Annotated in this window: 11 protein-coding genes; 7 read left to right on the top strand and 4 right to left on the bottom strand. The window is 73.1% G+C overall.

Annotation, left to right across the window (positions count from 1 at the left end):
• Positions 1–120: 120 nt before the first annotated feature.
• From ACGF07_RS34525 to ACGF07_RS34515, 3 genes are all read right to left on the bottom strand, one after another.
• Positions 121–696 (bottom strand): TerD family protein, encoded by a 576-nt coding sequence (locus tag ACGF07_RS34525; RefSeq protein WP_350749430.1) that lies wholly within the window; start codon positions 694–696, stop codon positions 121–123.
• 331 nt (positions 697–1,027) lie between these two features.
• Positions 1,028–1,486, bottom strand: a complete 459-nt coding sequence (locus tag ACGF07_RS34520; RefSeq protein ID WP_392905437.1) for a peroxiredoxin — start codon at positions 1,484–1,486, stop codon at positions 1,028–1,030.
• Positions 1,487–1,814: 328 nt separating this feature from the next.
• Positions 1,815–2,255, bottom strand: coding sequence for a DUF3052 domain-containing protein (locus ACGF07_RS34515; protein ID WP_350749425.1), 441 nt, complete (start codon positions 2,253–2,255; stop codon positions 1,815–1,817).
• A gap of 516 nt (positions 2,256–2,771) precedes the next feature.
• Between ACGF07_RS34515 and aceE the strand changes: the two genes are divergently transcribed.
• Both aceE and ACGF07_RS34505 read left to right on the top strand, forming a co-directional pair.
• Positions 2,772–5,522 carry a pyruvate dehydrogenase (acetyl-transferring), homodimeric type gene (gene aceE, locus ACGF07_RS34510; protein WP_392905435.1) on the top strand — a complete coding sequence of 917 codons (2,751 nt, stop codon included), beginning with the start codon at positions 2,772–2,774 and terminating at the stop codon, positions 5,520–5,522.
• A 138-nt stretch (positions 5,523–5,660) separates the two neighbouring features.
• Positions 5,661–6,119, top strand: a complete 459-nt coding sequence (locus ACGF07_RS34505) for a nitroreductase/quinone reductase family protein (protein ID WP_392905434.1) — start codon at positions 5,661–5,663, stop codon at positions 6,117–6,119.
• A 161-nt stretch (positions 6,120–6,280) separates the two neighbouring features.
• Here the strand turns inward: ACGF07_RS34505 and ACGF07_RS34500 are convergent, their stop codons facing one another.
• Positions 6,281–7,885: an MFS transporter gene (locus ACGF07_RS34500; RefSeq protein WP_392905432.1), complete on the bottom strand. Its 1,605-nt coding sequence runs from the start codon at positions 7,883–7,885 to the stop codon at positions 6,281–6,283.
• Between the two features lie 245 nt (positions 7,886–8,130).
• On the opposite strand from ACGF07_RS34500, the gene ACGF07_RS34495 reads away from it, so the two are divergent.
• The 5 genes from ACGF07_RS34495 (at position 8,131) to ACGF07_RS34475 (ending at position 13,472) form a co-directional block, all read left to right on the top strand.
• Positions 8,131–8,811, top strand: coding sequence for a TetR family transcriptional regulator (locus tag ACGF07_RS34495; RefSeq protein WP_350748728.1), 681 nt, complete (start codon positions 8,131–8,133; stop codon positions 8,809–8,811).
• Positions 8,812–8,985: 174 nt separating this feature from the next.
• Positions 8,986–10,287 carry a sensor histidine kinase gene (locus tag ACGF07_RS34490; protein ID WP_350748725.1) on the top strand — a complete coding sequence of 434 codons (1,302 nt, stop codon included), beginning with the start codon at positions 8,986–8,988 and terminating at the stop codon, positions 10,285–10,287.
• Positions 10,284–10,961 (top strand): response regulator transcription factor, encoded by a 678-nt coding sequence (locus ACGF07_RS34485; protein ID WP_350748722.1) that lies wholly within the window; start codon positions 10,284–10,286, stop codon positions 10,959–10,961. The genes ACGF07_RS34490 and ACGF07_RS34485 overlap by 4 nt, the downstream gene beginning before the upstream one ends.
• Before the next feature lie 120 nt (positions 10,962–11,081).
• The gene (locus ACGF07_RS34480; protein ID WP_392905429.1) at positions 11,082–12,206 is read left to right on the top strand and encodes an alpha/beta hydrolase; all 1,125 of its coding nucleotides are present in this window, start codon (positions 11,082–11,084) and stop codon (positions 12,204–12,206) included.
• Between the two features lie 36 nt (positions 12,207–12,242).
• The gene (locus tag ACGF07_RS34475; protein WP_392905428.1) at positions 12,243–13,472 is read left to right on the top strand and encodes an acyltransferase; all 1,230 of its coding nucleotides are present in this window, start codon (positions 12,243–12,245) and stop codon (positions 13,470–13,472) included.
• Positions 13,473–13,548 lie beyond the last annotated feature (76 nt).

Here is a 13,548-nt window from a genome sequence, read left to right as displayed (position 1 = left end):
CTTCCCTCAACCCCCCCCCGGGGGGGGGGGGGGGGGGGCGCGCGGGGGGGGGGCCCCCGCCCCGGGGGGGCCGGGCCCCGCCCCGGGAATCGGCGCGCACGACCGTGCGCCGACGCGGACTCAGACGTTGACGCCGAAGTCCTGGGCGATGCCGCGCAGGCCGGAGGCGTAGCCCTGGCCGATGGCGCGGAACTTCCACTCGGCGCCGTTGCGGTACAGCTCGCCGAAGACCATCGCGGTCTCGGTGGAGGCGTCCTCGGAGAGGTCGTAGCGGGCCAGCTCCGTGTTGTCGGCCTGGTTCACCACGCGGATGAAGGCGTTGCGGACCTGGCCGAAGTTCTGGCCGCGGCTCTCCGCGTCGTAGATCGACACCGGGAAGACGATCTTCTGCACGTCCGCCGGGACGCCGGCCAGGTTGACCTTGATCGCCTCGTCGTCGCCCTCGCCCTCACCGGTGCGGTTGTCGCCAGTGTGCTCGACCGAGCCGTCCGGGCTCTTCAGGTTGTTGAAGAACACGAAGTTCCCGTCCGAGGCGACCTTGCCCTGGTCGTTGCAGAGCAGGGCGCTGGCGTCCAGGTCGAAGTCCGTCCCGGTGGTGGTCCGGACGTCCCAGCCCAGGCCGACCAGGACGGCCTGGAGCCCGGGGGCCTCCTTGGTGAGCGAGACGTTGCCGCCCTTGCTGAGGCTGACTCCCACTTGTCCTCCAAGAATCGGGAGGCACGGCTGGTGCCCCCGCGGTGGTGCGGTTCGGGGGCTCCGACCGTGGAAACACGGGCGCGCGCCCCACCCCGCCAACGGCCCGAGCGTAGTGCCCGGTTCCCGCACGCACCTGCGAACGGCGCACGGAGCGCGTCCGAACGGGCCCGCACCGCGTCCGAACGGGCCCGCGCCACCGTCGGACGCGATCGCACCGCCTCCGAACGTGATCGCACCGCCGACGAGCGCCTCCGGGCCGCCGACGACCGCCGGCGAGCCCGATCGCACCGCCGGCGAACGCCCCCGGCAGCGGGCCGGGCCCCGGGCCGCCTCAGAGGGCGGCGAGGACCTTGAGGTACTCCTGCTCGTCCCGGGCGTCCGGCAGGCCGTTGACGACGCTCCAGCGCACCGTGCCGGCCCTGTCGATCACGAAGGTGCCGCGCAGCGGGCAGCCCTTCTCCTCGTCCAGCACGCCGTAGGCCCGGGCCGCCTCGCCGTGCGGCCAGAAGTCGGCGAGCAGCGGGAACTCGAGGCCCTCGCGGTCGGCGAGGACGCGCTGGCTGAACTGCGAGTCGCAGGAGATGCCGAGCACCTGGACGTCGTCGTTCTGCAGGCCGGACAGCTCCCGCTGGATCGCGCCCAGCTCGCCGGTGCACACCCCGGTGAAGGCGAACGGGTAGAAGACCAGCACCACGTGCTTGGCGCCCCGGAAGTCGGCGAGCCGGACGCTCTCCCCGTGCTGGTTGTTGAGCCGGAAGTCGGGAGCCGGGGTACCGACCGGGACGGCCATGAGCGGGACCTTTCTGAGGCGACTCCGGCGCAGGCGGGAGGGCGGCCGGGCCGCGCGGCGGCGCGGCAGGGCCCATCCTCGCATTCGCCGACCGGCGTTGGGCCGAACGGATGACCCGCTGCGCCGGGCGGCCCAACCCTTTCGCCCTCGGCGAACAACCGTCAACCGAACCCGAACGCGGACCCCGAACCGGGATCTCAGCCGGACCCGAACCCCAGCCCGGCCCGGACCCGACCGGCCGCCGCGGCGCCCGGGACGGACAAGGAAAAGCGCCGGGCCCCGCCGGAGGAGTGCTCCGACGGGGCCCGGCGCGGGGCCCGGGGCCCGTTCAGCGCTGCTTGGGCTGCTTCGCCGTCGACTTGGTGGCCAGCCGGGTGGCCGCCCAGTCCTTGGCGATGGCGATCGAGCTGGTCTGCGAGAGGCCGGCGGTGCGGGCCGCGTCCGCGATCTCGGAGGCCTCGATGTGGCCGTCTCGCCCGGTCTTCGGCACCAGCAGCCAGATCACGCCGCCCTCGGCCAGGTACTCCAGGGCGTCGACGAGGGCGTCGGTGAGGTCCCCGTCATCGTCGCGGTGCCACAGCAGGACGGCGTCCGCGACGTCGTCGTAGTCCTCGTCGACGAGATCCGTCCCGGTGATCTCCTCGATGCCCTCGCGGAGGTCCTGGTCAGTGTCTTCGTCGTACCCCAGCTCCTGGATGATCTGGCCCTCTTCGAAGCCGAGACGGGTCGCCGGGTTGGACTTGTCCGCGGGGTCCGCGGTCGCGCTCACGGGAATAACCTCCAGTATTCGGCTCGGCATCCATGCCGAGGCTGTGGCCGTAGTCCACACGGGACCGGCGGTTCGCGCAAGTACCCGACCCCCGATCCCCTCCAAAGGTTGACGTCTCCCGGCCGGACACGCCGGTCGACGTGTCGGGAATCACACCGATTTGCCCTTCTCTGCGTGGGACAAGGATGCTTCGGGTGGTCCCGGCCCACAGGCCGTACGCGTGCCCGAGATGCGAACGGCATTCGGGGTCCGCGTGTGCGCGGGCGTAGAGTCTCCTGTTGGCCCTCACCCCGGCCGCCCGCCATCGGGCGGACGGGACACCAGGTCGGACCACCTCTTTTCGTAACACCCGGGGTGCACGGAGCGGACGAAGACGCCCGCGCCGCGCGCCACCAGACCGGCCCGCCCACCAGGCGGAACGGTTACCGATCGGTAGAGATGACGGATCTCCGAGCGCGGTAGCACGATGGAGGCGGCGCGACACACCTCAGTTTCGACCGACAGTGAAGGAACAGCGTGGCTTCCGGATCCGATCGCAACCCGATCATCATTGGCGGCCTTCCGAGTCAGGTCCCGGACTTCGATCCCGAGGAGACCGCGGAATGGCTGGAGTCGCTCGATGCGGCCATCGACGAGCGGGGGCGTGAGCGTGCCCGTTACCTGATGCTGCGCCTGATCGAGCGCGCCCGCGAGAAGCGTGTCGCCGTGCCCGAGATGCGCAGCACGGACTACGTCAACACCATCGCGACCAAGGACGAGCCGTTCTTCCCCGGCAACGAGGAGATCGAGCGCAAGATCCTCAACGCGACCCGCTGGAACGCGGCCGTGATGGTCTCCCGGGCGCAGCGCCCGGGCATCGGTGTCGGTGGCCACATCGCCACCTTCGCCTCCTCCGCGTCGCTGTACGACGTCGGCTTCAACTACTTCTTCCGCGGCAAGGACGCCGACGGGGAGTCCGGCGACCAGATCTTCTTCCAGGGTCACGCCTCCCCCGGCATCTACGCCCGGGCCTTCCTGCTGGACCGGCTCACCGAGCAGCAGCTCGACGCGTTCCGCCAGGAGAAGTCGAAGGCGCCGTACGGCCTGTCCAGCTACCCGCACCCGCGGCTGATGCCGGACTTCTGGGAGTTCCCGACCGTCTCGATGGGCCTCGGCCCGCTCGGTGCGATCTACCAGGCGCGGATGAACCGCTACCTGGAGCACCGCGGCATCAAGGACACCTCCGACTCGCACGTGTACGCCTTCCTCGGCGACGGCGAGATGGACGAGCCCGAGTCGCTCGGCCAGCTGTCGCTGGCGGCCCGCGAGGGCCTGGACAACCTGACCTTCGTGGTCAACTGCAACCTGCAGCGCCTGGACGGCCCGGTCCGCGGCAACGGCAAGATCATCCAGGAGCTGGAGTCCCAGTTCCGGGGCGCCGGCTGGAACGTGATCAAGCTCATCTGGGACCGCAGCTGGGACCCGCTGCTCGCGCAGGACCGCGACGGCGTCCTGGTGAACAAGATGAACACCACCCCGGACGGCCAGTTCCAGACCTACGCCACCGAGTCCGGCGACTACATCCGCGAGCACTTCTTCGGCGGCGACCTGCGCCTGCGCGCCATGGTCGAGAACATGACCGACCAGCAGATCCAGCACCTGGGTCGCGGCGGCCACGACCACAAGAAGATCTACGCGGCCTTCAAGGCGGCCCGCGAGCACAAGGGCCAGCCGACGGTCATCCTCGCCCAGACGGTCAAGGGCTGGACGCTGGGCCCCAACTTCGAGGGCCGCAACGCCACCCACCAGATGAAGAAGCTGACGGTCGAGGACCTCAAGCGCTTCCGCGACCGCCTGCACCTGCCGATCACCGACAAGCAGCTCGAGGAGGGCTACCCGCCCTACTACCACCCGGGCCGCAACTCGGAGGAGATCCAGTACATGCACGACCGCCGGCAGGAGCTCGGCGGCTACGTGCCGACCCGCAAGGTGCGCCCGCGCAAGCTGGAGCTCCCGGGCGACGACGCCTACAAGGCGGTCAAGAAGGGGTCCGGCAACCAGACCATCGCCACCACCATGGCGTTCGTCCGGCTGCTCAAGGACCTCATGCGGGACAAGGGCATCGGCAACCGCTTCGTGCCGATCGCGCCGGACGAGTACCGCACCTTCGGCATGGACTCGCTCTTCCCGTCGGCGAAGATCTACAACCCGCTGGGCCAGACCTACGAGTCGGTCGACCGCGACCTGCTGCTGGCCTACAAGGAGTCGCCGAAGGGCCAGATGCTGCACGACGGCATCTCCGAGGCCGGCTGCACCGCCTCGCTGATCGCCGCGGGCTCGTCCTACGCGACCCACGGCGAGCCGCTGATCCCGGTGTACGTCTTCTACTCGATGTTCGGGTTCCAGCGCACCGGCGACCAGTTCTGGCAGATGGCCGACCAGCTGGCCCGCGGCTTCGTGCTCGGCGCCACCGCCGGCCGCACCACGCTGACCGGTGAGGGCCTGCAGCACGCGGACGGCCACTCGCACCTGCTGGCCTCGACCAACCCGGGCGTCGTCGCGTACGACCCGGCGTACGGCTTCGAGATCGCGCACATCGTCCAGGACGGTCTGCGCCGGATGTACGGCTCCAGCGCCGAGCACCCGAACGGCGAGGACGTGTTCTACTACCTCACCGTCTACAACGAGCCGATCAAGATGCCGGCCGAGCCCGAGAACGTGGACGTCGAGGGCATCCTCAAGGGTCTGCACAAGTACGCGCCGGGCACCGCCGGCCAGATCCCGGCCCAGATCCTCGCCTCCGGCGTGGCCGTGCCGTGGGCCCTGGAGGCCCAGCGCATCCTCGCCGAGGAGTGGAACGTCAAGGCCGGCGTCTGGTCCGCGACCTCCTGGAACGAGCTGCGCCGCGACGCGGTGGAGACCGAGGAGTTCAACCTGCTGCACCCCGAGGAGCAGCAGCGCGTGCCGTACGTGACCCGGAAGCTCCAGGGCGCCGAGGGTCCGTTCGTCGCCGTGTCCGACTGGATGCGCGCGGTGCCGGACCAGATCGCGCGCTGGGTGCCGGGCCAGTACCAGTCGCTGGGCGCCGACGGCTTCGGCTTCGCCGACACCCGTGGCGCGGCCCGTCGCTTCTTCCACATCGACGCCCAGTCGGTCGTCCTGGCGGTGCTCACCGAGCTCGCCAAGCAGGGCAAGGTCGACCGTTCGGCGCTGAAGGACGCGATCGACCGCTACCAGCTGCTGGACGTGGCCGCGGCCGACCCGGGTGCCGCCGGCGGCGACGCCTGATCACTCGCTAGCGCCCGAAGGGGCCGGACTCCGTACGGGGTCCGGCCCCTTCGGCGGCCGGCTTCTTCCACGTCCGGCTTCTTCGGCGGACGGCCGCGGTTGACCCTCACACCGGTGTGAGGCCCTACGCTCGGCGGCATGACGGACGAGAAGGCACCCGGGGCCACCACCCGGCACCCCGAACCCGCCGACGGCACGGGTGAGTTCAACCGGCGGGTGATCGCCGAGTTCCGCGCCGGGAAGGGCGCCGTCGGCGGCGAGTTCACCGGCACCCCGCTCCTGCTGCTCACCGTGGTCGGCGCCCGCAGCGGGGAGCCGCGCACCACTCCGCTGGTCCACCTGCCGGACGGCGACCGGCTGGTGGTCTTCGCCTCCAACGGCGGCAGCCCCACGCACCCGGCCTGGTACCGCAATCTCGTCGCCCACCCCGAGGTCACCGTCGAGGTCGGCGCCGAGCGCTACCCGGCCCTGGCGACCCCGGTCGGCCCGTCCGAGCACGATCGGCTCTGGGCCCGCCAGATCGCCGCCCAGCCGCAGTTCGCCGGCTTCCGCACCGACGCGCGGACGGTCCCGCTGGTGGCGCTCACCCGGGCCTGAAAGCCGGTCCGGACGCCCCGGTTTCCGAACACCTCCGGCCCGAACCCCTCCGGTCCGAACGGCACGGACCCGCACTGCACGGGCCCGCACGGCACAGGTCCGCACGGCACGACGGCGGCCCCGGACCGGTGGGGTCCGGGGCCGCCGTGGCGCGCGTCCGCTCAGATGTGCACGGCCGGGCCCGCGTCGGTGCTGCCGCGGCGGGTCAGCAGCCCGAGCACCGCGGCGGCGAAGGCCACCACGGCGGCCACCGCGAAGGCGAGCGACATGCCGCTGACGAAGGACTCGTGCACCGCCCCCGCCATCGCGTCCAGCGCCTGCTGCGGGGTGCCGGGCGGGGCCGGCGGGGCGATGCCGAGCTGGGCGGCCTGCTCGAGGCCCTCGGCCTGCGCGCCCTCGACCGGCGGCAGGCCGGCCGCGGCCCACTTGCCGGGCAGCACGTCGCCGACCTTGGCGGCCATCAGCGCGCCCAGCACGGCGGTGCCGAGGCTGCCGCCGACCTGCATCGCGGCCTGCTGGAGGCCGCCGGCCACACCGGACAGTTCCAGCGGGGCGTTGCCCACGATGACCTCGGTGGCGCCGACGATGACCGGGCTGATGCCGAGGCCCATCAGGACGAACCAGAGCGACATGGCGCCGGTGCCCGAGCCGGTGTCCAGGGTGGACATGCCGAACATCGCGGCGGTGGTGATCAGCATCCCGGCGGTGATCGGGATCCGCGGGCCGAGCTTGCCGATCGCGAGGCCCGCCAGCGGCGAACCGACGATCATCATGCCGGTCATCGGCAGCAGGTGGACCCCGGCCTCGACCGGCTTCATCCCGTGCACGTTCTGCAGGTAGAAGGTTACGAAGAAGATCGCGCCGAAGAACGCGAAGGCCATCAGGACCATCAGCAGCACGCCCGCCGACAGCGGCACCGAGCGGAACAGGCTGAGCGGGATCAGCGGTTCCTTCGCCCGGCCCTGCCACAGCGCGAACAGCACCATCAGCAGCACCGCGCCGCCCAGGAACAGCAGCGTCCTGGCGTCGCCCCAGCCCCACGCCGGGGCCTTGATGATGCCGAAGACCAGCGCGAACATCCCGGCCGAGAGCAGGGCGATGCCCGGCACGTCGAAGGACCGGACGGCGTTCTCGGCCCGGACGTCCCGGAGGATCCACAGGCCCAGGACGAGCGCGATCAGGCCGACCGGGACGTTGATGAAGAACACCGACTCCCAGTTGACGTGCTCGACCAGCAGGCCGCCGACGATCGGCCCGGCCGCGGTGGAGGCGCCGATCACCCCGCCCCAGATGCCGATCGCCATGTTGAGCTTCTCGGCCGGGAAGGCCCCGCGCAGCAGGCCGAGCGCGGCGGGCTGGAGCAGCGCGCCGAACAGGCCCTGGAGGACGCGGAAGGCGATCACGGTCTGGATGTTGCCGGCGAAGCCGATCGCGGCCGAGGTGGCGGCGAAGCCGACGGCGCCCACCAGGAAGGTGGTCTTGTGGCCGAACCGGTCGCCGATCTTGCCGGCGGTGATCAGGAAGACCGCCAGCGCCAGCAGGTAGCCGCTGGTGACCCACTGGATGTCGGAGGGCGCGGCCTTCAGCTTCTCCTGGATCACCGGGTTGGCGATGGCGACGATCGTGCCGTCCAGGGCCACCATCATCACGCCGACCGCGACGGTCAGCAGGGTCAGCCAGGGATGTCCCTTGAGCCCTCCCCCGGTGGGCGGATTCGGCGGCGGCGGTGCCTCCGCCCTGGAGTTCTTGGCGACGGACTGGCTCATCTGGCCCTCCGGGGGCGTAGCGGAGATCGAACTCGGACGAACGCGGTGCTGCGACGACCGGACGTGGTCGTGGCGCTGCGACGGCCCACCCGTCCCCACGAGTGCCCGGCCGACGAGCGCCACCCCCGGGAGATTATGTCAGCCTCTGACAATCGGCAAACGATGACTTGTGGCCTGAACTGACATTTGGCAGGAGGCTAAGGTTGTGCTCCCACCCGCCCCACCAGCGCCCGGAAGGCCCCGCCATGGCCGCTCGCACTTCTCCTCCCGTCGGCACCCCCGAGGGCCTCGGCCGGGCGCCCGGACTGCGGGAGCGCAAGAAGCAGCAGACCCGGGACGCCCTGGTCCAGGCCGCCCACCTGCTCTTCCTCAGCCAGGGCTTCGCCCGCACCACCGTCGACGAGATCGCCTCCGCCGTCGACGTCTCCCAGCGCACCTTCTTCCGCTACTTCGCCAACAAGGACGAGGTCGCGCTCGCCGTCATGGCCGAGGCCGAGGACTACTTCATCGAGTGCCTGCGCCACCGCCCGGCCGAGGAGACCCCGCTCCAGGCCCTGCGCGCCTCGATCGTCAAGGCCTGGCGGGACCTCGGGAACGACCGCGCCTCCGGCCCCGGCTCGATCAGCAGCGCCCTGGAGCTGCTGCGGATCATCGAGGACACGCCCGCGCTGCTCGCCGCCCACCTGCGGCGGGTCACCGAGCAGGAGCGGCTGGTGGTCGAGGTGCTCGCCGAGCGCGAGGGGCTGGACCCGGCCGAGGACCTGCGACCGGTCGTGCTGGCCGCCGTCTTCGGCAGCCTGGTGCGCTCCGCCCACCTGTCCTGGACCGCCGAGCAGGAGCCGGCGGGCCCCGAGGGCATGGTCGCGGTGATCGAGCGCCACTTCGACCAGCTCGGACCCGCCCTGGCGGGGCACTGGCGCCCGTGAGCGCGAGCGCCCCTGAGCGCCCCTGAGCGCCCCTGCGCCCCTTGAGGACGCACGAGCGCCCGTGAGTGCCCATCACCCGGGCCCTTGGACGGGCCCGGGTCATACCCGGGTACTACCGGGGATCCCGGTCCCTGGTCGGACGCCGGACGGGCCCCGCGCCCCTAGGCTGGCCCGATGATCGTCTCGTCCCCCCGGTCCGGCCCCGCCGGCGCGGCGCGGGCGCTGCTCGGCACGCTCGCCCGGCCGTCCGCCGACCACACCCCGCTGCTGGCCCAGTCCTCCCGCCCCTGGATCCGCCACCTCCCGTACGTCCTCGCGGTGGCCGCGATCAGCTCGCTGCTGCCGAGCGGGATCAACGTGATGGCCCACGACTACGGGCTGGACGGGGGTCTGGCCGGCGCGCTCGCCGTCGCGCAGACCGCACCGCTGCTGCTCGCCGTGAGCCGGCCGCTGGCCGCCTGGTGGATGATCGGCGTCACCGACCTGCTGGCCGCCGTGCTGGTCCTCACCGTCGGCAACGGATCCGGCGCTCCCTGGCCGTGGATCCCCACCAGCCTGATCGGCTACCTGTTCCTGATGGTGCCGCTCTCGCTGCGCGAGCCGAGACGCACCCTGGTCGCGGTCTGGCTGGTCACCGCCGGCTCCGGGCTGGTCCTGTCGCTCGTCGGCGCCAGCTCCCACCACAGCTCGGACAACGCCGTCCTCGGCATCGCGCTGACCGGCGCCGTCCTGGTGCTCGGCGGCGCCCTGCGGGAACGCGCCGAGGCCCGCCGGCTGCTGTCCGAGCAGACGCACATCAGCGAGGTGGAACGCGAGCGGCGCACCCTGCTGGAGGAACGCGCGCGGATCGCACGGGAGTTGCACGACGTGGTGGCCCACCACATGTCCGTGATCGCCGTCCAGGCCGCCAGCGCGCCGTACCGGATCGAGGGCGTGCCGGACGACGCCGCCGAGGAGTTCGCCACGATCGCCGGCACCGCCCGCGAGTCGCTGGCCGAGATGCGCCGGCTGCTCGGCGTGCTGCGCAGCGAGGAGTCCACGGCGGAGAAGGCCCCGCAGCCCGGGGTGGGCCAACTCGCCCAGCTGGTCGAGACGGTGGGCCGGGCCGGGGTGCCCGCCGAACTGGCCGTCGAGGACGGCCTGGCCGAGCGGGTGCCGCAGGCCGTCGGCCTGTCCGTCTACCGGATCGTGCAGGAGGCGCTGGCCAACGTCGTCCGGCACGCCCCCGGCGCGCGGACCTGGGTGTCGCTCTCGGCGGACGGCCCGGAGCTGCGGCTGACCGTGGTCAACGCGCCCCCGCCGCAGCGCACCGAGTCGCTGGAGGCCTCCGTCGAGGGCACCGGGCAGGGTCTGGTCGGAATGCGCGAACGCGTCCGGCTGGTCGATGGCAGGCTGGACACCGGCCCGCTGCCGGACGGCGGCTTCAAGGTGGCCGCCGTCCTGCCGCTCGACCTTCCTCTGGAGACACCCGCATGACCATCCGCGTGATCATCGTCGACGACCAGGCCATGGTACGGGCCGGCTTCGCCGCCCTGCTGGGCGCCCAGAGCGACATCGACGTGGTGGGGGACGCGGCGGACGGCGCCCAGGCCCTGGAGGTCAGCGGACGCACCCACCCCGACGTGGTGCTGATGGACGTCCGGATGCCCGTCATGGACGGCCTGGAGGCGGCCCGCCGACTGCTCGAACCGGCCGTGCCCGGCGCGCACCGGCCCAAGGTATTGATGCTGACCACCTTCGACGTGGACGACTACGTGTACGAGGCGCTGCGCGCCGGGGCCAGCGGCTTCCTCCTCAAGGACGCCCCGCCCGCCGACCTGATCGCCGCGGTCCGGGTGGTCGCGGACGGCGAGGCGCTGCTCGCGCCCTCGGTGACCCGCCGGCTGATCGAGGACTTCGCCCGCAGCCGCCCGGCCAGGCGCCGCGACCCCAGGCTGCGGCTCAACGGCCTGACCCCGCGTGAGACGGAGGTGCTGGAGCTGATCGCCCGCGGCCTCTCCAACCAGGAGATCGCCGGGCACCTGGTGCTCGCCGAGCAGACCGTCAAGACCCACATCGGACGCATCCTCGCCAAGCTCGACCTGCGCGACCGCGCCCAGGCCGTGGTGCTGGCCTACGAGTCCGGTCTGGTGACGCCCGGTCAGGCCTGACAGCCCTCCTGATACCCGGGTAGCACCCGGGAGTTGGCCCCGCGGTCTGACGTCCGCGGGGCCGTCGCATTCCTACCTTCCTCTCCGTCGGAAACGCCGAACGGCCGAGGGAGCAGGGACATGCGCAGGTTTCGGGTCAGGCGGGGGATCGCCGCCACCGCGGTGGCACTGGCGGCGGTGCTCGGCGCGGGCGGCTGGGCCGCCGGCACCCAGAGCGCCGTCACCGGGCCGCCGCCCGGCAGCGCCGCCTGGACCGCCGACACCGCCCTCGGCCTCCGGCTGCCCGACCCGGCCACCACCACGCCCGCCGGGATCGCCGCCTTCTTCGGCGCCCTGACGCCCGCCCAGCAGGACGCCCTGGCCACCCGGCACCCGCTGGTGGTCGGCAACCTGGACGGCGCCCCCGTCGAGCTCCGCTACCGCGCCAACGCCCTGGCGCTCACCGCCGAACGCACCCGGGAACTCGCCCGGGCCACCGACCCCGCCCTCACCCCGGAGGACCACCGGGCCGCCCGCACCCGCGCCGAGCGCTACCGGACCCTGCTGGACGGCGGCCGGCACGTCCTCGCGTTCGACCCGCGCGGCCGCGGCCAGGTCGCCGAGGTGTTCGGCGACCTCGCCACCGCCCGGCGCACCGCCGTCGTCGTCCCCGGCTCGGACACCGACCTGCAGAGCTTCGACCGCGCCGGCGACCCGTACGGCACCGCCGCCGGCATGGCCCGCGCCCTGCACGGGGCCACCGGGGGACAGACCGCCGTGATCGCCTGGGCCGGCTACACCACGCCCGTCGGCCTCGGCCCGGACGCCGCCACCGAGGACCTCGCCCGGGCCGGCGCCACCCGGCTGACCCGGCTGCTCGACGGACTCGCCGTCAGCACCCGGCCCCAGGCCCCGCCCACGGTGTTCTGCCACAGCTACGGCTCGGTGGTGTGCGGCCTGGCCCGCCCCGGCCCCGCCCGGGCCTCCGGCCTGGTGGTGCTCGGCTCGCCCGGCATGGGCGTCGACTCGGGCGCCGACCTCGACCCGGGGGTCCCGCTCTGGGCCACCGCCCGCAACGGCTCCGACTGGATCGGCGACGTGCCCCACGTCCGGCTGCTCGGCCTCGGCCACGGCGCCGACCCGACCGCCCCCGGCTTCGGAGCCCGCCCCGTGCCCGCCACCGGATCCCACGGCCACTCCGGCTACTTCGCCCCCGGCACCGCCTCGCTCGCCGCCTACGCCGCCATCGCCCTCGGGCGCGGCTGACCCCTGTCGGAACCCCGCACCGGAAGGAGCACCGCCATGGCCCACCCGCTCACCACCCTGCGCCGCGCCGCCGAGAAGGTCGACGCGCAGACTCCCGCGAGCCGCGACCGCGCCCTGGACGGGCTGCGCGCCCTCGCCCTGCTCTCCGTACCGATCGGCCACTGGATGCTCGGCGGCCTCACCCTGTCCCCCGACGGCGCGCTGCACAACGCCAGCCCGCTCTCCTCGCTCGGCTTCTTCGCCCCGGTCAGCTGGGTGCTCCAGATGCTCGGGGTGTTCTTCCTCGTCGGCGGCCACTCCTCGGTCCGCTCGCTGGACCGGGCCCGCGAGAAGGGCCTGACGTACGGGAGCTGGCTGCGCGGCCGGACGGTCAGGCTGCTGCGCCCGGTGCTGGGCGTGACGGCCGTCTGGGCGCTGCTGATCCCGCTGCTGCCCCGGCTCGGGGTCCCGGCGGACACCCTGCGCACCGGCGCCACGCTGGTGGTGCAGCCGCTCTGGTACATCGGGGTGTACCTGGGGCTGACCGCGCTCACCCCGCTCTGCATCGGCCTCGCCCGGCGGTTCGGCGGCTGGTCCGCCGGCCTGCTGGTGGCCGTCGTCGCGCTGGTGGACCTGCTGCGGTACGGGCCGTGGGCCGAGGCGGTGCCGTCCTGGGTCGGACTGCTGAACATCCTGCCGGGCTGGCTGTTCGGCTACCAGCTCGGGGTGCTGTGGGCACGGGACCGGCTCACCCGGCCGGCCGCCCGGCTGCTGCTGCTCGGCGGCGGGGCGCTGTTCGCCGCGCTGCTGCTGGCGTTCCACTACCCGGCGAGCATGGTCGGGGTGCCCGGCGTCGAGCGGACCAACTCGCACCCGCCGTCCCTGCTGGTGCTCGCCCTGGCGGCGGTGCAGTGCGGCGCCGCGGTGCTGCTGCGGGAGCGGCTGGGCCGGTTGCTGGCCCGCCGTCCGCTGCTGTGGCTGCCGGTCGTGGTGGTCAACCTGTCGGCGATGACGATCTTCTGCTGGCACCAGAGCGCGATGCTCGCGGTGGCGGTGCCCGGCGCGGCCGGTCCCGGGGCCGTCCCGGGGCTGACCACGGCACCGGACTCGCTCGGCTGGGTGGCCGCGCGGCTGGCGCTGCTCCCGCTGTTCGCCGCCGCCCTGGTGGCGATCGGGTGGTTCGCCCGCCGCTTCGACGGCCCCTGGACGGCCCTTCCCCGGGCCGGCAAGGCGGCGGCGGGAACGGCGGCGGCGCTCTTCGCCGCGTACGCGCTGGGCGTGGTGTGATCACGCCCCTCAGAAGGTGCTCGCGCCGGCGGACGGTGCCGGTCACGCGCCTCCGGTGCGCCACGGCGCGCGCCGG

It is taken from the genome of Kitasatospora sp. NPDC048194, from assembly GCF_043202455.1.
Taxonomy (GTDB): Bacteria; Actinomycetota; Actinomycetes; order Streptomycetales; family Streptomycetaceae; genus Kitasatospora.
This window is presented reverse-complemented; position numbering and strand designations above follow the sequence as displayed.

Bases quoted from the DNA above. Each gene is read 5' to 3' on its own strand.
- ACGF07_RS34495 (WP_350748728.1), top strand. From the start codon at position 8,131: ATGGCCGCTCGCACTTCTCCTCCCGTCGGCACCCCCGAGGGCCTCGGC.
- ACGF07_RS34480 (WP_392905429.1), top strand. From the start codon at position 11,082: ATGCGCAGGTTTCGGGTCAGGCGGGGGATCGCCGCCACCGCGGTGGCA.
- ACGF07_RS34490 (WP_350748725.1), top strand. From the start codon at position 8,986: ATGATCGTCTCGTCCCCCCGGTCCGGCCCCGCCGGCGCGGCGCGGGCG.
- ACGF07_RS34500 (WP_392905432.1), bottom strand. From the start codon at position 7,885: ATGAGCCAGTCCGTCGCCAAGAACTCCAGGGCGGAGGCACCGCCGCCG.
- ACGF07_RS34520 (WP_392905437.1), bottom strand. From the start codon at position 1,486: ATGGCCGTCCCGGTCGGTACCCCGGCTCCCGACTTCCGGCTCAACAAC.
- ACGF07_RS34485 (WP_350748722.1), top strand. From the start codon at position 10,284: ATGACCATCCGCGTGATCATCGTCGACGACCAGGCCATGGTACGGGCC.
- ACGF07_RS34475 (WP_392905428.1), top strand. From the start codon at position 12,243: ATGGCCCACCCGCTCACCACCCTGCGCCGCGCCGCCGAGAAGGTCGAC.
- ACGF07_RS34505 (WP_392905434.1), top strand. From the start codon at position 5,661: ATGACGGACGAGAAGGCACCCGGGGCCACCACCCGGCACCCCGAACCC.